Raw genomic sequence first — 24,610 nt, 5'->3', positions numbered from 1 at the left:
CGAAACGTTCTTTTCACCGCGAGTTTCGGCGTTCTCAGGAAGTTCTCAGACAGGGCCCCTAGCGTGCGCCGTATGAACCCGACCCCCGAGACCGAGACCGCCGCTCAGACCACCGACCCGGAGACGGCCGCGACCGCCGCCTCCGGAGCCGAGGCGGCGGCGGAGACCAAGACCGGCCCCAAGGCCGACCTCACGAAGGGGTCCGTCGCCGAGCACGCCGACAAGGACGCCGACAAGGACGCCGACAAGGACACCACCCCGGCCGACGACCTGACCGACGCCGACGCGGACGAGGAGGACGCCGACCTGGACGGTGAGGACGCCGCCGCGGCGAGCCGCCCGTCCGGTCTCGGCTCCGCCGCCGCCTCCATCGTCGCCGTCTGCCTCGGGATCGTCGCCCTCACCGGCACCTGGACCAGCCGGGTCCTCGCCGAGCGGCAGGGCCTCGTCGGCCAGCTCAAGACCGGCCAGTCGGGCACCGCCGAGCAGCAGATCGCCGCGATCTACGCCGACGGCTGGCACCTCACCGCCGCGGTCAACGGCGCCGTGGCCCTGGTGGCGCTGCTCGTCGGAGTGATCGTGCTGGCCCTGCCGCAGCGCACCGGCTGGGTACGCCCCTTCGCGCTGGCCGGAGCGATCCTCGGCTTCCTGGGGCTGCTGGTCTCGGTCGGCATGTACTTCGACCTCTTCGCGGCCCTGCCCACAGCGCCCGCCACCCCCACCCCCTGAGCCGCAAAGGCCCTCAGGCCCTCAGGCCCTAAGGCCCCCGCGGCGGCACAGCCGGGGCCTCAGGGCGTCAGAGCCTCAGGACCTTAGGGCCTTGGGTCGTACGGCGGTCCGCGCCCCTGTTTCTAAGGCACCGGGGCCCGCGAAGATGCGGCACTCTCCCGATGTGGCCGTACCTCCTGGGAGACGAAGGTAGAGGCATCACCAGATGCCGGAACACCTTCACCAGGGGGACTCCATGTTCGAGTTCGAGCTTCAGAAGATCAACGCGGCCGAGCTGATGCGCAGGGCCGACCAGCGGCGGCTCGTACGCGAGATCCGCACCGCCCGCCGACAGGCGCGACGAGCGGCCAAGCAAGCCCGGGAGGGGCGGGTGAACACCCCGCACCACCGGTTCGCGCGCGTGGCCTGACATGACGGCGCTCCACCTGATAACCAGTGCCGCGCTGTCAGACCCCTGTGCGATGCTCGGGCCCGTGGAGACCAGGTCAGTCAGCCCCGTGTTCGTCGGCAGATCCGCCGAACTCACCGCCCTCACCCAAGCGCTCGCCCGCGCCACCGCGGGCGAGCCGCAGGCGCTGCTCGTCGGTGGCGAGGCCGGGGTCGGCAAGACACGGCTCATCGAGGAGCTGCACAAGGCGGCCTGCGCCGAGGAGGCCGTCGTGGCGGTCGGCGGATGCGTCGAGATCGGCGCGGACGGACTGCCGTTCGCGCCCTTCTCCACCGCGCTGCGCTCCCTGCGCCGTCAGCTGCCCGACGAGCTGGCGGCGGCGGCCGAGGGGCAGGAGGACGAGCTGGCCCGGATCCTGCCCGAGCTGGGGCAGTCGGACCGCGGCGCGCTCGGGGAGGACGGCACCGCACGGCTCTTCGAGCTGACCGCGCGCCTGCTGGAGCGGCTGGCGGCGGACCGTACGGTCGTGCTCGTCCTGGAGGATCTGCACTGGGCGGACGCCTCCACCCGCCATCTGCTCGCCTATCTCTTCCGCGCGCTGCGCCGCGGCCGGCTCGTCGTGCTCGCCACCTACCGCGCCGACGACATCCACCGCCGCCACCCGCTGCGCCCGCTCCTGGCCGAGCTGGACCGGCTGCGCTCCGTCCGCCGTATCGAGCTCTCCCGTTTCAACCGCGCCGAGGTGCGGAGCCAGCTCACGGGCATCCTCGCGGCCGAACCGGACCCGGCCCTGCTGGAGCAGATCTTCGAACGCTCCGACGGCAACGCGTTCTTCGTGGAGGAGCTGGCCTGCTCCCTCGGGACGGGCTGTGGCCCCGGTCTGAGCGATTCCCTGCGCGATCTGCTGCTCGTCAGGGTCGAGGCGCTGCCGGAGGACGCCCAGCGGGTCGCCAGGATCGTCGCCGAGGGCGGCACGACCGTCGAATACCGGCTGCTGGCCGCCGTCGGACGGCTCGCGGAGGACGAGCTGATCGAGGCGCTGCGGGCCGCCGTCGGCGCCAATATCCTGCTGCCCACGGCCGACGGCGACGGCTACCGCTTCCGGCACTCCCTGGTGCGCGAGGCGGTCAGCGACGATCTGCTGCCGGGCGAGCGCTCCCGGATCAACCGCCGCTACGCCGAGGTGCTGGAGGCCGACCCCTCGCTCGTACGGGCCGATGAGCGCACCACCCGCCTCGCCAGCCACTGGTACCACGCGCATGACGCGGCCAAGGCACTCCCCGCGGTGCTGAGCGCCGCCGTGGAGGCGCGCCGGCGCTACGCGTACTCCGAGCAACTGAGGCTGCTCGAACGGGCCATGGAGCTGTGGGACGACGCCCCCGGGGACGTACGCGGCACCCTTCGGCCACCGGACGACGTCGAGGTCTATCCGCCCTGCGGCGGCGATCCGAAATCCCCGCCGCTGCGCTATCTCGATCTGATGGCGGAGGCGACGGTCGCCGCCCGCTTCGGCGGTGAGCGCGAACGCGCCCTGGCCATCTCCAAGAAGGCCCTACGGGTCCTGGAGGGCGAGGGCGGCGGGCAGGATCCGCTGCGCGCCGCCTGGTTCTGGATCCAGCGCTCGCGCCTGACGCAGGACCTCACACGCGGCGACGGCTGGCAGGAACTGGCCACCGCCCAGGAGCTGGTGCGCGGAATGCAGCCGTCCGCCGTGCACGCGGAGGTCCTCGCCACGGTCGCGAGCTGGGGCGCCCTGCACCAGCCGGGCCCCGACAGCCTGGCCGCCGCCGACCGGGCCGTGGAGTACGCCAGGCTGGTCGGCGCGGAACTCACCGAGCTGCACGCCCGCCTCACCCGCGGCTGGCTCACCGCCGACGCGGGCGGTGTCGAAGAAGGTATCGCCGAGATGTACGAGGCCCGCGACCGCGCCGCCGAGCTGGGCGCCGTCGGGATTCTGGGCCGGGCCAGTGTCAATCTGCCGTCCACGCTGGAGAGCATGGGGCGCTCCGGGGAAGCGGTGGCCGTCGCCGAGGAGGGTGTCGCCTTCAGCCATCAGCGCGGTCTCGCCGACACGGAGGCCTGGGTGCGGCACAACCTCGCCCACTCCCTGTTCTCCCTCGGACGCTGGACCGAGGCGGACGCCGTCCTCGACGACACGGTGGCGCTGGCCCAGTCCCACAAGGCACGCGGTCTGGTCGCCGGACGCCGCGCCGAACTGGCCCTGGCCCGAGGCGACTTCGACGAGGCACAGCGCCAGGTGGAGCTGACCCGGAGCTTCTTCGGCACCCATGACTTCCAGCCGCAGCACCTGATACCGCCGGCCCGGCTCGCGATGTGTATCGCGGCGCGGCGCGGCGCGCTGGCCGAGGCCAGGGCCGAGTTCGAGCGGATCACCGAGCACGGCTTCCCGCCGGGCACCCGGCAGCACGCACTGCCGCTGCTGTGCACGGCCGCCTCGATCGAGGCGGACGCCAGAGGGCTGCCGGACGCGGAGGCCGGACGCGCGGCGATGCTCAAGGCCATCCGCCTGCACGCCAAGCGGATGCCCACGCTCGTGCCGGTCTGGCACGCGTACGGCCTGCTGCTGGAAGCGGAGTTGGCGCGGGCCGGGGGCACCATGGCGCCGGAGCTGTGGGCGCGTGCCGTCGCCGCCTTCGAGGTGACGGAGCGCCCCTATGAACTGGCCCTTGTCCGGCAGCGCCGGGCCGCCGCACTGCTCGACCACCACGCCGACCGCGCCGAAGCCGCCGATCTGCTCATCCTGGCCCACACGGCGGCCCGGGGCCTCGGCGCCCACCCGCTGACCGAGGAGATCGAATCGCTCGCGGGGAGGGCCCGGATCAGCCTCACGCCGACGCCCGCCGGTGTCCGTACGGCCCGGGGCACCGACCCGGATCCCGACCCGGCCCGCGCACTCGGACTGACCCCCCGGGAACAGGACGTCCTCCGGCTGGTCGCCGCCGGTCACACCAACCGCGGGATCGCCGAGGAGCTGTACATCTCGCCCAAGACGGCGAGCGTCCATGTCTCCAACATCCTGGCCAAGTTGGGGGTGTCGGGCCGTACGGAAGCGGCGGCGCTCTCGCACCGCCTGCGCCTTTTCCCTGATTCCGCGGCCTGAAGGCCCTTCCGTACGCCCTCCCGTACGCCCTTCACCACGCCTCGGCGCGTATCGCTACGCGACATCCAGCAGAAGGATCCTGTCGTCCCCCGGCTTCGGTGTGCCCCGGCCATCGGTATTGCTGGTCGTCAGCCACACCTGGTCGCCGCCCACCGAGAGCACCGTGCGCAGGCGGCCGTACTCACCCTTCAGGAAGGCCTGTGGGGCGGCGGCGGCTTCCCGGCCCGCCAGCGGAATCCGCCACAGCCGCTCGCCCCGCAGCGCCGCCATCCAGATCGACCCCTCCGCGTACGCGATCCCGCTCGGCGACGCCTCGTCCGGCCGCCACTGGACGACCGGGTCGACAAAGCCCGGCTTATGGGCCTTTCCCTCCACGTCGGGCCAGCCGTAATTCTTGCCCGGCTCGATGAGATTCAGCTCGTCCCAGGTGTCCTGGCCGAACTCCGAGGCCCACAGCCGCCCCTCGGAATCCCAGGCGAGTCCCTGCACATCGCGGTGGCCCAGGGAATAGACGACCGAATTCGCCTCCGGATTGCCGTGCACGGGCTGCCCGTCCGGAGTCATCCGCAGAATCTTGCCGGCCAGCGACTTCTTGTCCTGCGCGAGCCTCTTCTCACCGGTGTCGCCGGTGGTCGCGTACAGCATCTTGTCCGGGCCGAAGGCGATCCGTCCGCCGTCGTGGAGAGTGCCCTTCGGAATGCCGCGCAGCACGGTGTCGGGCGCCCCCAATTGCCGCCCGGCGGGCTTCTTCTCGTCGTAGAACATCCGCGCGATGCGATTGTCCGACGCGGTCGTGAAATACGCGTACACCTGATGATCCGAGGCGTACGAAGGGGAGAGCGCGATGCCCAGCAACCCGCCCTCGCCCCCCGGGGAGACCCCGGGCACCGAGCCGATCACGGTCTTCTTCCCGGTCTCCGCGTCCACCCGGGTGATCGTCCCCTCGTCGCGCGAGGACACCAGCGCGTCACCCTCCGGCAGAGCGGCCAGGCCCCAGGGCGTCTTGAGCCCTTCCGTCAGGGTGGACACCACCCGCACCGAGCCCTTGGCGGGCGCGGCCGACGGGCTCGGCGCCGCGTCCCGCGACGTCGCGGCGGCCGGGGTCGTCGGTGCGCTCAGGTCGGGCACGGGACCCGAATCGCCGCCGGAGCCGCATCCCGTCAACACGAGCAGGGCGACAGCGGTCCCTACGGCCGTCACAGTTGAACGTTGCACGGTTCGATCCCTTCGAAGGCTGCGATTCCCCTGCGCTCTACCGTTCCCAACGTTTCTCACACCGCCGCCGTTCGCGCACCGCGACCGCGCTCACTCCCATGACTCCCGTACCGGCGGCAGCTCCGCGATCTCGGCCAGATCCCGTGCGGTCAGCGTCAGCTCCGCCGCCCGCGCGTTCTCCACCGCCCACCGCTCCCGCTTCGTCCCCGGCAACGGCACCACATGCCGCCCCCGGCTCAGCACCCACGCCAGCGCCACCTGCGCCGGGGTCGCGCCGTGCCGCGCCGCGATCCGCCGCAACCCCACCACCAGTGGCTGGTTCGCGGCCATCATCTCCGCCGTGAACCGCGGATGCCGCGCCCGTACGTCGTCCGGTTCGAAACCCTGCCCCGGCGTGAGCGTGCCGGTCAGAAAACCATTGCCCAGCGGCATCGCCGCCAGGAACCCGATACCCCGCGCCTCGCACCACGGCAGCAGCCGCTCCAGCGCCTCAGGCGACCACACCGAGAGCTCCGCCTCCACCGCGCTCACCGGAAAGATCTGCTGCACCCGCTCCAGCTGACGGATCGTCGACTCGTGCAGATGCGCCCCCGATCTGCGCCGGGAGGCGCGCGCCCCCACCGCGCACAGCCCGAGCGCCCGCACCTTCCCCGCGGCCACCAGCTCCGCCATCGCGCCCCAGGTCTCCTCGACCGGTATCTCGGGATCGGCGCGGTGCAGCTGGTAGAGATCGATCACATCGGTCTGCAGACGACGCAGCGAGGCGTCGCAGGCCCGCCGCACATAGCCGGGGCGGCCGTTGGCGACGATGTGCTGATCACCGACGAGCAGTCCGCACTTGGTCGAGACGAAGACGTCCGCGCGCCGCTGCCCGAGCACGCGCCCCAGCAGCAGCTCATTGGTGAAGGGGCCGTACATGTCGGCCGTGTCGAGCAGGCTCGTACCGGCGTCGAGCGCCGCGTGCACCGCCCGCAGCGAACGGTCGCCGTGCTGCTGCGAGCCGGTGTAGGCCCAGTGCATCGGCATACAGCCGAGGCCGATCGCGCCCACTTCGAGCGCCGCCGCACCGATTGTCCTGCGCTCCAACGCCGTACCCCTCCTTGTGCCGCCCACAAGCTAACCCCATCGCTCCGACACCCATCGCATAGCCTCCTGACCATGACTTCAGACGTATGGCTCCCCCTGCAGGCCGACGGGATCGAGGGACTTCCCGAGGGGCCGCGCTATCTCTTCTGGGACGGCGGCGAGGAGTACCCCGCCGACCCCGCCGACTGCGCCTTCTACGCGGTCCCGTACATGAAGGGACCCGAGATCGCGGTGCGGCCGCTCGCCGCCATGACCTCCGTACGCGTCGTCCAGACCCTCTCGGCGGGCATAGACCATGTGACCCCCGGCCTCGGCTCGCTCCCCGCCGGCGTACGCCTGTGCAACGCCAAGGGAGTCCACGAAGCCAGCACCGCCGAACTCACCCTGGCCCTGATCCTCGCCTCCCTGCGCGGCATCCCCGGCTTCGTCACCGGCCAGCAGCGCGAGGAGTGGCGCTCCGGCTTCTACCCGGCGCTCGCCGACAAGTCCGTACTGATCGTCGGGTACGGCTCGATCGGCGCGGCCATCGAGGACCGGCTCGCGCCCTTCGAGTGCGCGCGGGTGGCGCGCGTCGCCCGCTCGGCCCGCACCACGGAGCGCGGCGCCGTCCACGCGTTCACCGATCTCCCCGAACTGCTCCCCGACGCCGATGTGGTGATCCTCTCCACCCCGCTCACCGAGGGGACGAGGGGCCTGGCCGGAGCGGAGTTCCTGGCCCGGATGAAGGACGGCGCGCTCCTGGTCAACGTCGCGCGCGGCGCCGTCGTCGACACCAAGGCCCTGCTCACCGAGACCGAGAGCGGACGGATCAGGGCCGCCCTGGATGTCACCGATCCGGAACCGCTGCCCGCCGGCCATCCGCTCTGGCATGTGCCGGGCGTCCTGATCAGCCCCCATGTCGGCGGCTCCACCTCGGCGTTCCTGCCGCGCGCCAAGCGGCTGCTGGCCGGCCAGCTCACCCGGTTCGTCGCCGGCGAGGAGCCGCGCAACATCGTCCTCACCACCGGCTGACCCCGGGCCGGAGAAGCACGCGGCAGGACAGGACCCAGGTCCTGGCGTCGCAGCACCCCGCCGCAAGATCCGGAAGTGACTCGCCGGCCACTCTCCGCAGCCGTCCGGACACCCTCGTGGCCGACAACTCCCCTGGTCGTCACGGAGAGTAGAAGAACTATGTCCCTGAGTGACGAGACTGGTGTATCGTCCCGATCTGGGGGCTGCGGCGCGCCTGGGGCGGCGCAGCGGAGCGATCAGAATGCGAGGGGGGCGACGGGGCGATGTACGGCCAATGGACGAACGATCCGACGCGGCAGGGGCGCCGGCGACGGCCTCCGGACATCCCGGTCAACACGCGGGTTCCCTCGGCGGTGACCGCGACACCCCCCGGGGTTGTCCGGTGAGCGCCGAGGGCGTGCTCATCGGCAGGCGGGCGGTCTCCGGCAGTGGCTCGGGGCTGATCGCGCAGCTCTTGCTCGCCCTGATCTGCGCGGGCTACGCGGCCGGCGCGGCGCTGGGCTGGGGCTCGCCCGAACTGGCCCTGTTCATGGGTGACTTCGGGCTGAGCCTGGCCGCCGCGATCGCCGCGGTCTCCTGCTTCTTCTACGCACGCGGCCGCGGCAGCCGCTTCCGGCCCGCCTGGCTGCTGTTCTCGTTCTCCTCCGCGATGGCCTCAGGAGGGAACGCCGTCTGGGGCTGGTACGAGGTCATCCTCGACAAGCCGGTGCCCAGCCCCTCACTCGCCGATCTCTTCTTCCTCTGCTTCGCGCCACCCGCCATCGTGGGGCTGCTCGTCCTCGCCAAGCGCCCCGTCAGCAGGGCCGGCTGGCTCTGTCTGGCGCTCGACTCCTGGCTGATCGGCGGCTCGCTGCTCACCCTCTCCTGGAGCCTCGCCCTCGCGCGCACGGCGCATTTCCAGGGTGAGAGCGTGACCCAGGCGGCGCTCTCCCTCGCCTATCCGCTGCTCGACATCGTGCTGGTCAGCATGGTGCTCGCGCTGCACTTCCGACGGGCCACGGGCAGCCGCTCCGCCGTCAACACCGCCATCGCCGCACTCGCCCTGACGGTGCTGTGCGACGCCCTGTTCACCTCCCCGCTGCTGCGGGAGACCTATCGCTCGGGACAGCTGCTCGACGCGGGCTGGTTCGCCGGCTCGCTGCTCCTCGCGTACGCGCCATGGGGTATGCGCCGTGTCCCCGAGAGCCCGCCGCCGCCACGTCAGCCCCGTACCTCCCGTCCGATCGCGGGATCGCTCGCCGCGCTCACGCCCTATCTGGCCGCCGCGGTCTGCACACTGGGCATCCTCTACAACGTGATCGAGGACCGCCGGGTCGACCGGGTGGTGGTCCTCACCGGCTGCACGGTCGTGCTCGCGCTGGTCGTACGGCAGGGCATCATGCTCGTCGACAACATCGCGCTCACCCATGAACTGGCCCAGAAGGAGAACCACTTCCGGTCCCTGGTGCAGGGCTCCAGCGATGTGATCATGATCGCCGCGCCCTCCGGCATACTCCGCTACGTCAGCCCCGCCGCCACGGGCGTCTACGGCAGGGAGGCGGAGGACCTCGTCGGCGCGGAGCTGGCCTCGATCATCCACCCCGACGACCTCGGCAGGGTCGTCCACGAAGTACGGCGCTTCCTGGCCGCGCCCCCCTCCGAGGAACCCACGACCCGTATCGAGTGCCGCTTCAGATCAGGGACCGGCGACTGGCTCAATGTGGAGTCCACCGTCAACCGCCACCAGGGCGGGCTGATCTTCAACAGCCGCGACGTCACCGAACGCGTGCGCCTCCAGGCGCAGCTCCAGCACAACGCCGAGCACGACCCGCTCACCGACCTGCCCAACCGCGCCCTGTTCACCGAGCGCGTACGACAGGCCCTCTCCGGCCGTCGTACGACCGATCCGGGCACGGCCGTGCTCTTCATCGACCTCGACGGCTTCAAGGGCGTCAACGACCGGCTGGGCCATCAGGTCGGGGACGAGCTGCTGATCCTCGCCGCCCACCGGCTCCAGGACTCCGTACGGGCCGGTGACACCGCGGCCAGACTCGGCGGCGACGAGTTCGCGGCCATCGTCCTCGGCGACGGGAACGACGACAGGACCGCCCGCGAGCACCAGGTCCACGAGATCGCCGACCGGCTGCGCCTCCGGCTCTCGCAGCCGTATCGCATCGACGGCAACGATGTCCGGGTCGCCGCCTCCATCGGCATCGCCTTCGCCGAACCGGGCATAACCCCCACCGAACTCATGCGCAACGCGGACCTCGCCATGTACCGCGCCAAGGCCGCGGGCAAGAACCGCGTCGAGCTGTACGCGCCCCAGATGCAGGCGGAGGTCGTCCGCAGGACCGAGCTCGCCACCCGGCTGCGCACCGCCCTGCACGACGGCGAATTCGCCCTGCTGCACCAGCCGGTGGTGCATCTCACCACCGGGCGGGTCTCCAGCGTCGCCGCCCAGGCCCGCTGGCGCTCCGCCCAGGGCATCCTGTTCACCCCCGCGGAGTTCCTGCGCGTCACCGACGACGGCGACCGCACCGCGGAGCTCGGCCGCTGGCTCCTGGAAGAGGCCGTCTCCCAGGCCGCGGAACGGGCGAGAATCGGCCATTCCGTGTCCGTCGCGGTACGGCTCCCGGCCCGCAGACTGCTCGACAAATCCCTGCCGCCCGGCTTCATCGAGGCCCTGCTCACCCGCCATGGGCTGCCCTCCGGGGCCCTGATGATCGAGCTGTCCGACAGCGACCCGCGGGCCTCCATCGACGAGCTGGAGCACCGGCTCGTCGCGCTGCGCCGGCTGGGCGTACGGATCGCCCTCGACGGCTTCGGCAGTGGCTACGCCGCGATCAGCTCCCTGCGCAGGCTCCCGGTGGACGTACTGAAACTGGACCGCGGTCTGGTGGAGGGCGTCGTCGAGTCGGCGCGGCTGCACAAGATCACGGCCGGGCTGCTGCGGATCGCCGGCGATCTGGGCATGCAGTCCGTGGCCGACGGGGTCGACGTCCCCGAGCAGGTCCTCGCGCTGCGCGCCATGGGGTGTACGCACGGCCAGGGAATGGCCTTCTCCGGGCCGCTGGACGAGCACCGGCTGCGCCGCGCCCTGCTCGCCGGCACCTACCCCCTGCCGGGCGGTACGGCCTTGCCCGTGCTCACGGGCAGCGCCCTGCCCGGAAGCGCCCTGCCCGTCCGGCCCTCCCGGCCGTCCCCGGGTGACCGGATTCCCCACCCTTCGATGCCCCTCGATCCGCTCAAATAGTGAGACTCCCGTCCCACCCGCTTGACAGCCATGGCGCGCCGGAGGGAGGGTCAGTGCCATGCGCACCCGAATTCTCGTACTTGGAAAGCGCGTCGGCTGAAGCAGAGCATCGAACCGCTCCGCAGACCACACCGACGCGCTCCCCTCGCTTGCCTCACGGCACGAGGGGTTTTTTGTTGCACCGGCACACCCCAAACCCTCGCAAAAACCCTCAGCCTCTTCGAGAAGAGAATGCCGATGACCGAGCAGGCCACCGGGGCCCACCATCCGCAGCCGCGGGCCCGTAACGGCGGACCGTCCCCCGCCTCCGTTGAGCACGTCACGGGCGCGCAGTCCCTCGTCCGCTCTCTTGAGGAAGTGGGGGCCGACACGGTATTCGGCATCCCCGGCGGCGCCATCCTCCCCGCGTACGACCCGATGATGGACTCCACCCGGGTCCGCCATATCCTCGTCCGCCACGAGCAGGGCGCGGGCCACGCGGCCGAGGGCTACGCCCAGGCCACCGGCAAGGTGGGCGTCTGCATGGCCACCTCGGGCCCCGGCGCCACCAACCTGGTCACCCCGATCGCCGACGCGCACATGGACTCCGTGCCGATGGTCGCGATCACCGGCCAGGTGGCGAGCAAGGCCATCGGGACGGACGCCTTCCAGGAGGCGGACATCTGCGGCATCACCATGCCGATCACCAAGCACAACTTCCTGGTCACCAAGGCCGAGGACATCCCGCGCACCATCGCGGAGGCCTTCCACATCGCCTCCACCGGGCGCCCGGGACCGGTCCTGGTGGACATCGCGAAGGACGCGCTCCAGGCGGAGACGACCTTCAGCTGGCCGCCCACCCACGACCTGCCCGGCTACCGCCCGGTGACCAAGCCGCACGCCAAGCAGATCCGCGAGGCCGCCAAGCTGATCACCCAGGCCAGGCGCCCGGTGCTGTACGTCGGCGGCGGCGTCCTCAAGGCCGGCGCCACCGCCGAGCTGAAGGTCCTCGCCGAGCTCACCGGCGCCCCCGTCACCACCACCCTGATGGCGCTGGGCGCGTTCCCCGACAGCCACCCGCTGCACGTGGGAATGCCGGGCATGCACGGATCGGTCACCGCCGTCACCGCGCTGCAGAAGGCCGACCTGATCGTCGCCCTCGGAGCCCGTTTCGACGACCGCGTCACCGGCAAGCTGGACAGCTTCGCGCCGTACGCCAAGATCGTCCACGCCGATATCGACCCGGCCGAGATCGGCAAGAACCGCACCGCGGACGTGCCGATCGTCGGGGACGCCCGCGAGGTCCTGGCCGATCTGGTCCAGGCCGTCCAGTCCGAGCACACCGAGGGCCACGTCGGCGAGGCCGCCCGGACGGGATACTCCGCCTGGTGGCAGGACCTCAACCGCTGGCGCGAGACCTACCCCCTCGGCTACGACCAGCCGGGGGACGGCACCCTCTCGCCGCAGCAGGTCATCCAGCGCATCGGCCAACTCGCCCCCGACGACACCATCTACGCGGCGGGCGTCGGCCAGCACCAGATGTGGGCCGCGCACTTCATCGAGTACGAGAAGCCCGCCACCTGGCTGAACTCCGGCGGCGCCGGGACCATGGGATACGCCGTGCCGGCCGCCATGGGCGCCAAGGCGGGGCAGCCGGACCGCACGGTCTGGGCCATCGACGGCGACGGCTGCTTCCAGATGACCAACCAGGAACTCACCACCTGCGCGCTCAACAACATCCCGATCAAGGTCGCGATCATCAACAACGGCGCGCTGGGCATGGTCCGCCAGTGGCAGACCCTCTTCTACAACCAGCGCTACTCCAACACCGTGCTGCACTCAGGACAGGACACGGCCGAAGGCCCCAGCGGCGGCACCCGCGTCCCGGACTTCGTCAAGCTCTCCGAGGCCATGGGCTGTGTCGCGATGCGCTGCGAGTCCCCGGACGAGCTGGACGCGGTGATCGCCAAGGCCAACGCCATCAACGACCGCCCCGTCGTGGTCGACTTCATCGTCCACGAGGACGCCCAGGTGTGGCCGATGGTCGCCGCGGGCACCTCGAACGACGAGGTCATGGCCGCTCTGGGCGTCCGCCCCGACTTCGGCGACGGCGCGGACGACTGAGCCGCGGAACGAGAGCACGAGAGACCGAGAGAAGAGACCGAGACATGACCAGGCACACGCTCTCCGTTCTGGTGGAGAACACCCCCGGCATCCTCGCCCGGATCGCCGCGCTGTTCTCCCGCCGCGGCTTCAACATCGACTCGCTCGCCGTCGGTGTCACCGAGCACCCCGACATCTCCCGCATCACCATCGTGGTCAATGTCGAGGAACTGCCCCTTGAACAGGTGACGAAGCAGCTCAACAAGCTGGTGAACGTCCTGAAGATCGTCGAACTGGAGCCCGGCGCCGCGATCCAGCGCGAGCTCGTCCTGGTGAAGGTCCGCGCCGACAACGAGACCCGCTCCCAGATCGTCGAGATCGTCCAGCTGTTCCGCGCCAAGACCGTGGACGTCTCGCCCGAGGCCGTCACGATCGAGGCCACCGGATCGAGCGACAAGCTCGACGCCATGCTGAAGATGCTGGAGCAGTACGGCATCAAGGAACTGGTGCAGTCAGGAACGATCGCCATAGGACGTGGCGCGCGGTCCATCACGGACCGCAGCCTGCGGGCGCTCGACCGCAGCGCGTAACCCGTCGGCCCCCGTCCGTCAGCACGCCCCCGCCATCCCCGGTCCGCTCGTATGGCGAGACCGGGACACCCGCAGCGACCGTCCCGCCGTACGGTGGGACGCGAGCCGCGGCACTTTCGAAAGCCGCCTGCACCCCAAGCAGCGCACACCAAGGAGAAGACCCAGTGGCCGAGCTGTTCTACGACGACGACGCCGACCTGTCCATCATCCAGAACCGCAAGGTCGCGGTCATCGGCTACGGCAGCCAGGGCCACGCCCACGCGCTGTCGCTCCGTGACTCGGGTGTCGACGTCCGGGTCGGTCTGCACGAGGGCTCCAAGTCCAAGGCCAAGGCCGAGGAGCAGGGCCTGCGCGTGGTGACGCCCGCCGAGGCCGCCGCCGAGGCCGACGTCATCATGATCCTGGTGCCGGACCCGATCCAGGCCCAGGTCTACGAGGAGTCCATCAAGGACAACCTGAAGGACGGCGACGCGCTGTTCTTCGGTCACGGCCTCAACATCCGCTACGGCTTCATCAAGCCGCCGGCCAACGTCGATGTCGCGATGGTCGCCCCCAAGGGCCCCGGCCACCTGGTCCGCCGCCAGTACGAGGAGGGCCGCGGCGTGCCGTGCATCGCGGCCGTCGAGCAGGACTTCTCCGGCGGCGCCTTCGCGCTGGCCCTCTCGTACGCGAAGGGGATCGGCGGCACCCGCGCCGGCGTCATCAAGACGACCTTCACCGAGGAGACCGAGACCGACCTGTTCGGTGAGCAGGCCGTGCTCTGCGGCGGCACCGCCGCGCTGGTCAAGGCGGGCTTCGAGACGCTGACCGAGGCCGGCTACCAGCCGGAGATCGCGTACTTCGAGTGCCTCCACGAGCTGAAGCTGATCGTGGACCTGATGTACGAGGGCGGCCTGGAGAAGATGCGCTGGTCGGTCTCCGAGACCGCCGAGTGGGGCGACTACGTCAGCGGCCCGCGCGTCATCACCGACCAGACCAAGGTCGAGATGAAGAAGATCCTGGCCGAGATCCAGGACGGCACCTTCGCCAAGAACTGGATGGAGGAGTACCACGGCGGTCTGAAGAAGTACAACGAGTACAAGAAGGCCGACAGCGACAGCCTGCTCGCGACCACCGGCGCGGAGCTGCGCAAGCTCATGAGCTGGGTGGACAACGAGGACGCGTAACACCGCGCGCGGACGGCCCCGGCCAGGGATGAGCCGGGGCCGTCCGCACGGAACGCCGACGCGGGACCGCACGTACGGGTGATCCTTCCGCCAGGGCGGAAAACGGCCCGGTGACAGCACTAGACTGCACAGCACATACGCGTCAGGCCCACAGCGTCGTGCGTCTTCCACGCGGCCAGAACCCTCCACCGCATGCGGCCGTCGGGACGGCCGTCCGCTATGGGACTTGTGAGGACTCACGTGAGCTCGAAACCTGTCGTACTCATCGCTGAAGAGCTTTCGCCCGCCACCGTCGACGCGCTCGGTCCGGACTTCGAGATCCGGCACTGCAACGGCGCCGACCGCGCGGAGCTGCTGCCCGCCATCGCCGACGTGGACGCGATCCTGGTCCGCTCCGCGACCAAGGTCGACGCGGAGGCGATCGCCGCCGCGGCCAAGCTGAGGGTGGTCGCCCGCGCCGGCGTCGGCCTCGACAACGTGGACGTCTCCGCCGCCACCAAGGCCGGCGTGATGGTCGTCAACGCGCCGACCTCGAACATCGTCACGGCCGCCGAGCTGGCCTGCGGTCTGCTGGTCGCCACCGCGCGCCATATCCCGCAGGCCAATACCGCCCTCAAGAACGGCGAGTGGAAGCGCTCCAAGTACACCGGCGTCGAGCTGAGCGAGAAGACGCTCGGCGTCGTCGGCCTCGGCCGCATCGGCGTGCTGGTCGCCCAGCGCATGTCCGCGTTCGGGATGAAGATCGTCGCGTACGACCCCTATGTGCAGCCCGCCCGCGCCGCGCAGATGGGCGTCAAGCTGCTGACGCTCGACGAGCTGCTCGAGGTGTCGGACTTCATCACCGTGCATCTGCCGAAGACCCCCGAGACGCTGGGGCTGATCGGCGACGAGGCGCTGCACAAGGTGAAGCCGACGGTGCGGATCGTCAACGCCGCGCGCGGCGGGATCGTGGACGAGGAGGCGCTCGCCTCCGCGCTCAAGGAGGGCCGGGTGGCCGGCGCCGGTCTGGACGTGTACTCCAAGGAGCCCTGCACGGACTCCCCGCTGTTCCAGTTCGACCAGGTCGTCTGCACCCCGCACCTCGGCGCGTCCACCGACGAGGCGCAGGAGAAGGCGGGCATCGCGGTCGCCAGGTCGGTACGGCTCGCGCTCGCGGGCGAGCTGGTGCCGGACGCCGTGAACGTCCAGGGCGGGGTCATCGCCGAGGACGTACGCCCGGGGCTGCCGCTCGCCGAGAAGCTCGGCCGGATCTTCACCGCGCTCGCGGGCGAGGTCGCGGTCCGGCTCGATGTCGAGGTGTACGGCGAGATCACCCAGCACGATGTGAAGGTGCTCGAACTCTCCGCGCTCAAGGGCGTGTTCGAGGATGTCGTCGCCGAGACCGTGTCGTATGTCAACGCCCCGCTGTTCGCGCAGGAGCGTGGCGTCGAGGTCAGGCTGACCACGTCAAGCGAGTCCCCGAACCACCGCAATGTGGTGACCGTGCGCGGCACGCTCTCCGGTGGCGAGGAGGTCTCGGTCTCCGGCACGCTGGCCGGGCCCAAGCACCTCCAGAAGATCGTCGCGATCGGTGACTACGACGTGGAGCTGGCGCTGGCCGAGCACATGATCGTGCTGCGCTACGAGGACCGCCCCGGCGTGGTCGGCACGGTCGGCCGGATCCTCGGCGAGGCCGGGCTCAATATCGCGGGGATGCAGGTCTCGCGTGCGGAGGAGGGCGGCGAGGCGCTGGTCGTGCTCACCGTCGACGACAACGTACCGCCGGCCGTGCTGGCGGAGATCTCGGAGGAGATCGGCGCTGCCTCGGCGCGCTCGGTGGATCTGACCGACTAGGTCCTGTCCGGCCGGACAGGACCCAGCGGGTCCGGAGGCGAACCGGAGGTCACAGCCGGGTCGCCTTCAGGGCCATATGGAGCAGCAGCCGGTCCTCGCCGTCGTCCAGGTCCAGACCCGTCAGCTGTTCGATCCGGGAGAGCCGGTAGTAGAGCGTCTGACGGTGGATGCCGAGCGCCGAGGCCGTACGTCCCGCCTGGCCCGCATGGTCGAGGAACACCTCGGCGGTGTGGGCCAGTTCGGTGTGTACGGGGTCGAGCAGCGGCCGGATCACGGGGTCGGGCTCGGTGGGGAGCGCGGTCAGCAGACGGTACGCGCCGATGGACGTCCAGCGCGCCACCGCGCCGAACCGGGGCTGGGCGACCGAGGCGCGGGCCGCCGACACCGCCTCCTGCCAGGCCGCGGGCAGCTCGGCCAGACCGCGGCGGGGCGCGCAGGCACCGGCGGCGGCCCCCGGGCCCGCCTCCTCCCGCAGCCGGGCGACGGCCGTGAGGACGGGCGCGAGCGCGTCCGGCGAGCGGAGCCGTACGAGCAGGGCGAGCGTGTCCGCCTCGCCCGAGCCGTTCACCGAGCCGGCCGCCGGGCGGGTGATCGGGCCGGTCGAGGAGCCGTTCGGGCGCCCGTTCGCCGGGCCGTTCGCCCGGCCGCCCCCGGCCACCGCTCCGTACGGCAGTGTGCACAGCGCCGCCGTCCCCGGCACCGCCCGTACCCGTGGCTCCTCGCCGCGCCAGGGCGCCACACAGAGCACCACATGCGATCCGTCCGCGCTCGGCCCCAGCGCCGCCCGCAGTGCCGCCAGCGCCATGTCCCGCTGCCAGCCGGGCTCCGCCGTCAGTACGGCGCGCAGCTCGCGGGCCAGATCCGCGCCCGCCCGCACCTCGTCCGCGAGCAGATCGCCGATCCGTGAGGTCACCTCCATGGCCGCCGCGAGCCGGGAGGCGCTCGGGCCCGGGTCGGAGTCGTCGAGCAGCCAGACGTAACCGAGCACCGTGCCCCGGTGCCGTACGGGCAGACAGATCCGGCCACGGAAGACCCCCGCGTCCGGCGCGGCGGGGATCCTGACCGGTTCCGTCGCGCGGGTGATACCGAAGCCCTCGAACCAGGCGCGGACCGCCGGGGTGGACTTCCTGGTCAGGATCGAGCGCGTCCTGACCGGGTCCATGGCCGTGTCGTCGTCGCTGTCGTGCGCGCCGAAGGCGATCAGTCCGAAGTCCCGGTTCTCCAGCGTCGCGGGGACACCGAGCAGCGCCGAGATCTCGTCGACCAGCTCCTGATAATCGTCCTTCACTCGGACATTCTCCCACCGCTTTCAGACAGATGTCTGAGATCCGGGCCACGGATGCGTGACAGGTGTCGATGGCAGAGGATCGGCCCGATCTTTAGGTTTCACAGTGGTTCTCCTTGCCGTACTGAACTGATCGTTTCTGTTTGGCGGATGTTCGGTTACGGCTCTCTCGATCTCACCCGTGGAGGTGCCCCGTGCTGGGTCCCGTGATCCTTGCCGCGTCGCGGAGCGACAGAATGCGCCGCGTCGTCTCGGCCGCGCCGGTCACCAAGCCCGTGGTGAACCGTTTCATCGCCGGTGAGTCGGTCGAGGAGACGGTCCCCGTGATCCAGGACATGGCGGGCCGCGGTCTGGAGGTCACCCTCGATGTCCTCGGCGAGGACATCACCGACCCGACCGAGGCGCTGGCCGCCCGGGACGCGTATCTGCGGCTGATCGACGCCCTCACCCCGCTTGAGCTGGGCGTACGTGCCGAGATGTCGGTCAAGCTCTCCTCCTTCGGCCAGGCGCTGCCCGGCGGACACGACCTCGCGCTGAAGAACGTCACCGCCGTCGTCGAGGCCGCCGCCGAGATCGGCACCACGGTCACCCTCGACATGGAGGACCACACCACCATCGACTCGACGCTCGCCATCCACAGCGAGCTGCGCGAGCGCTTCCCGGCGACCGGCGCGGTCGTCCAGTCGTACCTCTTCCGCACCGAGGAGGACTGCCGGGTCCTCGCCGAGGCCGGCTCGCGCGTGCGGCTCGTCAAGGGCGCCTACAAGGAGCCCGCGTCCGTCGCGTACCAGGACAAGAGAGAGGTCGACCGGGCCTATGTCCGCTGCCTCAAGATCCTGATGAACGGCGGCGGCTACCCGATGGTGGGCTCCCACGACCCGCGCGTCATCGCGATCGCCCAGAGCCTCGCCCGCCGCGCCGGACGTAAGCTCGATGAGTACGAGTTCCAGATGCTGTACGGCATCCGGGAGGCCGAGCAGGACCGGCTGGCCGCCGAGGGACACCGGATGCGTGTCTACATCGCGTACGGCACCGACTGGTACGGGTATTTCATGCGCCGCCTCGCCGAGCGCCCCGCCAACCTCGCGTTCTTCCTGCGTTCGCTGGTCAGCCGCGGCTGAGCCGCCGCCACCGAAACCGACCGCCCCCGACCCACTGATGAAGGAGATTCGGCACCCATGGACGCTGTGACCCAGGTTCCCGCGCCGGTCAACGAGCCGGTGCACGGCTACGCCCCGGGCTCCCCGGAGCTGGCCCGTCTTGAGGTCAAGCTCAAGGAGCTGGCCGAGAACCCCGTCGACCTGCCGATGACGATCGGCGGCGAGAAGCGGATGGGCGGGGGCGAGCGCGTCGACGTCGTACAGCCGCACAACCACCGGGCCGTGCTCGGTACGTTCGCCGGTGCCACCCAGCAGGACGCCCGTGACGCGATCGACGCGGCCCTGGCCGCCGCACCCGGCTGGCGTGCCATGTCCTTCGACGACCGCGCCGCGATCATCCTGCGCGCCGCCGAACTGCTCGCCGGACCGTGGCGCGAGACGCTGGCCGCCGCGACCATGCTCGGTCAGTCGAAGACCGCCCAGCAGGCCGAGATCGACACCCCCTGCGAGCTGGTCGACTTCTGGCGCTTCAACGTCAAGTACGCCCGTGATCTGCTCGCCGAGCAGCCGCCGGCCAACTCGCCCGGCGTCTGGAACCGGCTCGACCACCGGCCGCTCGAAGGCTTCGTCTACGCGATCACGCCGTTCAACTTCACGGCGATCGCGGGCAATCTGCCGACCGCGCCCGCGCTCATGGGCAATGTCGTGGTCTGGAAGCCGTCCCCGACCCAGACCCTCGCGGCCGTGCTGCTGATGGAGCTGCTGGAGGAGGCCGGCCTGCCCAAGGGCGTCATCAACCTGGTGACGGGCGACGGCATCGCCGTCTCCGAGGTGGCCCTGAACCACCGCGACCTGGCCGGCATCCACTTCACCGGTTCGACCAGGACCTTCCAGCACCTGTGGAAGACCGTCGGCAACAACATCGAGACGTACCGCTCCTACCCGCGGATCGTCGGCGAGACCGGCGGCAAGGACTTCGTCGTCGCCCACCCGAGCGCCGACCGCGCGGTCCTCAAGACGGCGCTGACCCGGGGCTCGTTCGAGTACCAGGGCCAGAAGTGCTCCGCCTCCTCGCGCGCCTATGTCCCGGCGTCGATCTGGAACGACGGGTTCAAGGAGGAGTTCGCGGCCGAGGTCGACGGGATCGCCATGGGCGATGTCACCGATCTGTCGAACTTCATCGGCGCCGTCATCGACGAGCGCGCCTTCGCCAAGAACAAGGCCGCCATCGACCGCGCCGCCGCCGACCCGACCTGCACGATCGTCGCGGGCGGTACGTACGACGACTCCGTCGGCTACTTCGTCCGGCCGACCGTCATCGCCTGCACCGACCCCGAGAACGAGGTCTTCACGACCGAGTACTTCGGCCCGATCCTCGCCGTGCACGTCTACGACGACGCCGACTACGAGACGGTGCTCGCCCAGATGGAGTCCGTCTCGGCGTACGCCCTGACGGGCTCGATCATCGCCGGTGACCGCGCCGCCGCGGCCGACGCGATGGAGAAGCTGCGTTACGCGGCGGGCAACTTCTACATCAACGACAAGTCGACGGGCGCCGTCGTCGGCCAGCAGCCCTTCGGCGGTGGCCGCGCGTCCGGCACCAACGACAAGGCGGGCGCCCCGCAGAACCTGATGCGCTGGACGCTGACCCGCGCCATCAAGGAGACGCTGGTCCCGCCGACGGACTACCGCTACCCGCACATGGGCTGACGGTTCGTCATATCCCACCCACTCCGCCCCCGTACCGGCCGCCCCCCATCGCCGGTACGGGGGCGGCTCCATGCCCGGGGCCTCCATACCCCGGAGCGCCGTCCTCCTGAGAGAGTGGCGCCCATGACGGAATCCCTGCGCACCGCCCACACCTTCGAGCTCTCGCCGGCCGAACTCACCCGTATCCGGGCCCTGTTGGACGCCGCCTTCCGGGGCGGGTTCTCCGACGAGGACTGGGACCACGGGCTCGGCGGTGTGCACGCCCTCGTACAGGACACGGACGGCGCGATTCTCGCCCACGGCAGTGTGGTCCAGCGCCGGGTGCTGCACGACGGCCGCTCCTACCGCATCGGCTATGTCGAGGCCGTGGGCGTACGGCCCGACCAGCACCGACGCGGGCTGGGCGGCCGGGTGATGGCCGCGCTGGAGCGGGTGATCGACGGCGCGTACGCCGCCGGGGCGCTCTCCGCGTCGGACGCCGGGGCGCCCCTCTACCGGGCACGCGGCTGGCAGCCCTGGCCGCACCGGATCGAGGCGCTGGGGCCCGCGGGAGTGGTCCGGCTGCCGGAGGAGGAGGGCTCCACCTATCTGCGTCCGGCGGCGGGGTTGCCGCTGCCGGGATCCGCGTCCCCGGGCGGCGACGCACCGCTGATCTTCGACTGGCGCGACGGCGATGTGCTGTAGGCCACGAGGGATTTCCGCAGGTCGGAACGATCACCGTCTCAGATAGTAGGAAGTCCGAGTAACTGTGGAGACAGAGCGGTGATCCTCGCTTAACTTGGAATGAGCCGAACGTCTCGCTCCATCGAGCGAATGGCGGCCGTTGGCACGCGCCCCCACGCAGGTAACCCCTGTCGCGTATGCCCCCGCCCCTTCCGGCCGTGCCCCCCTTGGCGGTTCTGCCCCGCCGTGTGGCTCAGCTATCTCAAGGAGTCGATCACCATGGCCGAGACGACTGTCCGTCGCCGTGTCCGTCACACCCCTCACACCAGCGAATCCGACCGCAAGAACGCCGCCGCCGCCCTGCAGCGTGCTCTCGACCGCAGGGACAACGGCGGCTCGACCGGCCACTGACCGGCGCGAACGTCAGCGCGTGATCGTGAAGTGGTCCACGCGCTCGCCGCTCTCGGCGAGCGCGGAGACCTTGAGCGCCGGGCGGCGCCCCGTCGTCACCTCGACGGCGAGGAACGAGAACCCGGTGTAGCGCACGCGCGACCACTCCACGGTCTCGGTGGCCTTGGCGCCGCCCTTCTCCCAGTGGTACGAGGGCACGCTCTCGACATCGGCGACATGGCCCTCGTAACTGTCCGGCACGGGGAAGTCGTAGAGCGCCTTGCCCGCGCCTCCAGCCGTGACGTACACGATGCCGTCACGCACCGAACTGACCGACTCGCCGATCGGCACCCGGCGCCCGATGGCGCCGCCGCGCAGCGCGTCGGTGCGTTCGTAGACATGGTTGTGGCCGTTGACCACCAGATCGACGCGGTGCTTGTCGAAGAGCGGCACCCACGCGTCGCGCACCCCGCCGTCCGAGGCGTGCGCGTTCGTGGTCGAGAAGGCGCAGTGGTGGAAGAACACCACGATGAAGTCGATGTCCTTGTGTGCGCGCAGTTCGCCGAGCCGCCGGTCCAGCCAGCGGGTCTGGGCGCCGTCGGTGTAGCCGGTGTTGGCACGGATCTCGTGGGAGACATCGTTCGCGTCGAGGGCGACCACGCCGACATTGCCGTATGTGAACGAGTAGACGCCCGGCGACTTCACCGGATCGAGTCCGCTGTGCGGCAGGGACCAGCGCGCGTTCTGGCCGCCGTAGCCGTCGGGGGAGTACCAGGCCTCCATGTCGTGGTTGCCGGTGGTCACCATCCACGGCACCCGCGAGGCCACCGACTCGGTCTGTGCCAGGAACTGGTCCCAGACCCGGGCGTCATAGATGTCCGTGGGCAGCCCCTGGCCGCTGCTGTCGGCGTAGCAGATGTCCCCCGCGTGCAGATGGAAGACCGGGTTCTGGCCAAGGATCACCTGGTCGTTGGCGAGGGCGTCGTACGAGACGCCCTGGTCGCCGAAGGCGGTGAAGACGAACGGCTCGGCGCGCGCCGGGGCGGTGCGGAAGGTGCCGACCGTCCCGAGATTGCGCGTGTCCGCCGGGTCGAAGCCGTCGTGTCCCACGCCGTAGTAGTACGTGGTCCCCGGGCGCAGCCGCTCCAGCGGGACATGCAGGTAGTACTGGTCCACCGCGGGCAGCTTGGCCGACAGCGACGGGGTGTGCAGCGACCGCACCTCCGCCTTGATCTTCTGGCTCAGGTCCCAGGGCTTGAGCCCGACCCGGACGTAGGGGTTCTTCACCGCGAACGGCACCTGCCAGGAGACCGACATCATCGTCTTCGGGTCGGCGCCGAAGGCCAGATGTCGGCCGAACGGGGCCACCAGCGATCCGTCCACCCGGACGGCGGCCGACGAGGGCACGAACGCGGGGGCGGTGTCCGCGGTGGCCCCCGCGGTGACGGCGCTGGAGCCGAGCAGACCGGCGCCCGCCACCGTCCCGGCCGCGAGCGTGCCGGCCCGCAGCAGACCGCGTCGGCCGATCTTCTCGCGCAGATACGCGTGCTGCTCCGGCATGGTCATACGGGAGGCGAGATGGTCGGGAATCCCGACGCGGGGAGTTTCCATGTGCCGACGGTGGCACCAACGGGTGGCAAAGGCGTGTATCGCGGGCATACAGTCGACGACTGCTTCGCAATGTGTCCACAGAATGGACACGCGATGTCATGCACTGGGACGGAGGGTAGGGTGCCTCCATGTCTCGCAGCCTCAATCTCGCAGTGATCCCCGGTGACGGCATCGGCCAGGAGGTCGTGGCCCAGGGCCTGAAGGTCCTGAGCGCGGTCCTTCCCCAGGATGTGAAGCTGGAGACCAAGGAGTACGACCTCGGCGCGAGCCGCTGGCACCGCACCGGGGAGACCCTTCCGGACGCGGAGCTGGAGGCCCTCAAGGGGCATGACGCGATCCTGCTCGGCGCGATCGGCGATCCGACCGTGCCGTCCGGCGTCCTGGAGCGCGGGCTGCTGCTCAAGCTGCGCTTCGCCTTCGACCACTACGTCAATCTGCGGCCGTCGAAGCTCTTCCCCAACACGGCCACGCCGCTGGCGGGCCGCCCGGACATCGACTTCGTCGTCGTCCGCGAGGGCACCGAGGGCCCGTACACCGGCAACGGAGGTTCGCTGCGCACGGGCACGCCCGCCGAGGTGGCCACCGAAGTGAGCCTCAATACGGCGTACGGCGTGGAGCGGGTCGTCCGGGACGCGTACGAGCGCGCCAACTCCCGTCCGCGCAAGAAGCTGACGCTGGTCCACAAGAACAACGTCCTCGTCTACGCGGGCCACATGTGGAAGAACATCTTCGACCGCGTGGGCCAGGAGTACCCGGACGTCGCCACCGACTATCTGCATGTCGACGCCGCGACGATCTTCTTCGTCACCCAGCCCGACCGCTTCGACGTGATCGTCACCGACAACCTCTTCGGTGACATCCTCACCGACCTGGCCGCCGCCGTGACCGGCGGAATCGGCCTGGCCGCGTCCGCGAACATCAATCCGGACCGTACGTTCCCGTCCATGTTCGAGCCGGTCCACGGGTCGGCGCCGGACATCGCGGGCCAGGGGAAGGCCGACCCCACGGCCACGATCCTCTCCGTCGCCCTGCTGCTGCGACACCTCGGGTTCGACACCGAGGCCGTCCGGGTGGAGGAGGCCGTCGCGGCCGACCTCGCCGGGCGTGACGGTACGGCGGCCACCGCGCGTACGACCGACCAGATCGGTGACGCGCTCGCCGTACGAGTAGCGAGCTGACCCGTCGACTCCACACAGCCGCCGGGTCTTCGGAGCCCGGCGGCTGTTCTTTTGCGGCCATCGGGTGCCACCATCATCCAAGGGCCGCTTTCACCCCGTTTCATGCACCGTCCCACCCACGCGATAATCGGCGTGGGCCGCGGCATGCGGGAATGCTCGGACGTCCTAGTAGCAGTAGCGGCGTGAACGCGGTCCGTCACATCAACCGGTGAAGGACGAG

18 protein-coding genes are annotated in these 24,610 nt (G+C 70.6%); 14 read left to right on the top strand and 4 right to left on the bottom strand.

Annotation, left to right across the window (positions count from 1 at the left end):
- Window positions 1-72: 72 nt before the first annotated feature.
- From M1203_RS34550 to M1203_RS34540, 3 genes are all read left to right on the top strand, one after another.
- Complete coding sequence (locus tag M1203_RS34550) at window positions 73-729, top strand: hypothetical protein (protein ID WP_249953803.1); 657 nt, start codon at window positions 73-75, stop codon at window positions 727-729.
- A 235-nt stretch (window positions 730-964) separates the two neighbouring features.
- Window positions 965-1,138, top strand: coding sequence for a hypothetical protein (locus tag M1203_RS34545; RefSeq protein ID WP_249953802.1), 174 nt, complete (start codon window positions 965-967; stop codon window positions 1,136-1,138).
- 52 nt (window positions 1,139-1,190) lie between these two features.
- Complete coding sequence (locus tag M1203_RS34540) at window positions 1,191-4,238, top strand: AAA family ATPase (RefSeq protein WP_308404948.1); 3,048 nt, start codon at window positions 1,191-1,193, stop codon at window positions 4,236-4,238.
- A 54-nt stretch (window positions 4,239-4,292) separates the two neighbouring features.
- Here M1203_RS34540 and M1203_RS34535 read toward each other — a convergent pair whose 3' ends face one another.
- Together M1203_RS34535 and M1203_RS34530 are read right to left on the bottom strand one after the other, a co-directional pair.
- Window positions 4,293-5,438: a PQQ-dependent sugar dehydrogenase gene (locus M1203_RS34535; RefSeq protein WP_249953800.1), complete on the bottom strand. Its 1,146-nt coding sequence runs from the start codon at window positions 5,436-5,438 to the stop codon at window positions 4,293-4,295.
- Between the two features lie 105 nt (window positions 5,439-5,543).
- Complete coding sequence (locus M1203_RS34530; protein WP_249953799.1) at window positions 5,544-6,539, bottom strand: aldo/keto reductase; 996 nt, start codon at window positions 6,537-6,539, stop codon at window positions 5,544-5,546.
- A gap of 72 nt (window positions 6,540-6,611) precedes the next feature.
- Here M1203_RS34530 and M1203_RS34525 point away from each other — a divergent pair, with 72 nt between their 5' ends.
- The 6 genes from M1203_RS34525 (at window position 6,612) to serA (ending at window position 16,453) form a co-directional block, all read left to right on the top strand.
- Window positions 6,612-7,550, top strand: coding sequence for a 2-hydroxyacid dehydrogenase (locus tag M1203_RS34525; protein ID WP_249953798.1), 939 nt, complete (start codon window positions 6,612-6,614; stop codon window positions 7,548-7,550).
- A 382-nt stretch (window positions 7,551-7,932) separates the two neighbouring features.
- Window positions 7,933-10,782: an EAL domain-containing protein gene (locus M1203_RS34520; RefSeq protein WP_249953797.1), complete on the top strand. Its 2,850-nt coding sequence runs from the start codon at window positions 7,933-7,935 to the stop codon at window positions 10,780-10,782.
- 237 nt (window positions 10,783-11,019) lie between these two features.
- On the top strand, window positions 11,020-12,885 hold the full coding sequence (locus tag M1203_RS34515; protein ID WP_249953796.1) for an acetolactate synthase large subunit: 1,866 nt from the start codon (window positions 11,020-11,022) through the stop codon (window positions 12,883-12,885).
- Window positions 12,886-12,929: 44 nt separating this feature from the next.
- Window positions 12,930-13,454, top strand: a complete 525-nt coding sequence (gene ilvN / locus M1203_RS34510; protein ID WP_030351817.1) for an acetolactate synthase small subunit — start codon at window positions 12,930-12,932, stop codon at window positions 13,452-13,454.
- Window positions 13,455-13,618: 164 nt separating this feature from the next.
- Window positions 13,619-14,620 (top strand): ketol-acid reductoisomerase, encoded by a 1,002-nt coding sequence (gene ilvC, locus M1203_RS34505; RefSeq protein WP_249953795.1) that lies wholly within the window; start codon window positions 13,619-13,621, stop codon window positions 14,618-14,620.
- Between the two features lie 240 nt (window positions 14,621-14,860).
- Complete coding sequence (gene serA / locus M1203_RS34500) at window positions 14,861-16,453, top strand: phosphoglycerate dehydrogenase (protein ID WP_249953794.1); 1,593 nt, start codon at window positions 14,861-14,863, stop codon at window positions 16,451-16,453.
- A 49-nt stretch (window positions 16,454-16,502) separates the two neighbouring features.
- Here the strand turns inward: serA and M1203_RS34495 are convergent, their stop codons facing one another.
- Window positions 16,503-17,741, bottom strand: coding sequence for a helix-turn-helix domain-containing protein (locus tag M1203_RS34495; protein ID WP_249953793.1), 1,239 nt, complete (start codon window positions 17,739-17,741; stop codon window positions 16,503-16,505).
- Window positions 17,742-17,932: 191 nt separating this feature from the next.
- Between M1203_RS34495 and M1203_RS34490 the strand changes: the two genes are divergently transcribed.
- From M1203_RS34490 to M1203_RS38870, 4 genes are all read left to right on the top strand, one after another.
- Window positions 17,933-18,859 (top strand): proline dehydrogenase family protein, encoded by a 927-nt coding sequence (locus M1203_RS34490; RefSeq protein ID WP_249953792.1) that lies wholly within the window; start codon window positions 17,933-17,935, stop codon window positions 18,857-18,859.
- Window positions 18,860-18,916: 57 nt separating this feature from the next.
- Window positions 18,917-20,548 (top strand): L-glutamate gamma-semialdehyde dehydrogenase, encoded by a 1,632-nt coding sequence (pruA, locus tag M1203_RS34485; RefSeq protein WP_249953791.1) that lies wholly within the window; start codon window positions 18,917-18,919, stop codon window positions 20,546-20,548.
- 123 nt (window positions 20,549-20,671) lie between these two features.
- Complete coding sequence (locus M1203_RS34480) at window positions 20,672-21,232, top strand: GNAT family N-acetyltransferase (RefSeq protein WP_249953790.1); 561 nt, start codon at window positions 20,672-20,674, stop codon at window positions 21,230-21,232.
- 258 nt (window positions 21,233-21,490) lie between these two features.
- Complete coding sequence (locus M1203_RS38870) at window positions 21,491-21,622, top strand: hypothetical protein (RefSeq protein WP_106979439.1); 132 nt, start codon at window positions 21,491-21,493, stop codon at window positions 21,620-21,622.
- A 12-nt stretch (window positions 21,623-21,634) separates the two neighbouring features.
- Here the strand turns inward: M1203_RS38870 and M1203_RS34475 are convergent, their stop codons facing one another.
- A complete protein-coding gene (locus M1203_RS34475; protein WP_249953789.1) occupies window positions 21,635-23,212 on the bottom strand; it encodes a metallophosphoesterase family protein in 1,578 nt (525 codons plus the stop codon).
- A 128-nt stretch (window positions 23,213-23,340) separates the two neighbouring features.
- Between M1203_RS34475 and M1203_RS34470 the strand changes: the two genes are divergently transcribed.
- Window positions 23,341-24,390 carry a 3-isopropylmalate dehydrogenase gene (locus M1203_RS34470; protein ID WP_249953788.1) on the top strand — a complete coding sequence of 350 codons (1,050 nt, stop codon included), beginning with the start codon at window positions 23,341-23,343 and terminating at the stop codon, window positions 24,388-24,390.
- Window positions 24,391-24,610 lie beyond the last annotated feature (220 nt).

Origin of the sequence: Streptomyces sp. 35G-GA-8, assembly GCF_023534745.1 — a bacterium.
GTDB lineage: Bacteria > Actinomycetota > Actinomycetes > Streptomycetales > Streptomycetaceae > Streptomyces.
This window is presented reverse-complemented; position numbering and strand designations above follow the sequence as displayed.

Excerpts from the sequence above, each read along its gene's own strand:
- M1203_RS34550 (WP_249953803.1), top strand. The coding sequence starts at position 73 with ATGAACCCGACCCCCGAGACCGAGACCGCCGCTCAGACCACCGACCCG.
- M1203_RS34545 (WP_249953802.1), top strand. The coding sequence starts at position 965 with ATGTTCGAGTTCGAGCTTCAGAAGATCAACGCGGCCGAGCTGATGCGC.
- M1203_RS34540 (WP_308404948.1), top strand. The coding sequence starts at position 1,191 with ATGCTCGGGCCCGTGGAGACCAGGTCAGTCAGCCCCGTGTTCGTCGGC.
- M1203_RS34525 (WP_249953798.1), top strand. The coding sequence starts at position 6,612 with ATGACTTCAGACGTATGGCTCCCCCTGCAGGCCGACGGGATCGAGGGA.
- M1203_RS34515 (WP_249953796.1), top strand. The coding sequence starts at position 11,020 with ATGACCGAGCAGGCCACCGGGGCCCACCATCCGCAGCCGCGGGCCCGT.
- ilvN (WP_030351817.1), top strand. The coding sequence starts at position 12,930 with ATGACCAGGCACACGCTCTCCGTTCTGGTGGAGAACACCCCCGGCATC.
- pruA (WP_249953791.1), top strand. The coding sequence starts at position 18,917 with ATGGACGCTGTGACCCAGGTTCCCGCGCCGGTCAACGAGCCGGTGCAC.
- M1203_RS34480 (WP_249953790.1), top strand. The coding sequence starts at position 20,672 with ATGACGGAATCCCTGCGCACCGCCCACACCTTCGAGCTCTCGCCGGCC.
- M1203_RS38870 (WP_106979439.1), top strand. The coding sequence starts at position 21,491 with ATGGCCGAGACGACTGTCCGTCGCCGTGTCCGTCACACCCCTCACACC.
- M1203_RS34475 (WP_249953789.1), bottom strand. The coding sequence starts at position 23,212 with ATGGAAACTCCCCGCGTCGGGATTCCCGACCATCTCGCCTCCCGTATG.
- M1203_RS34470 (WP_249953788.1), top strand. The coding sequence starts at position 23,341 with ATGTCTCGCAGCCTCAATCTCGCAGTGATCCCCGGTGACGGCATCGGC.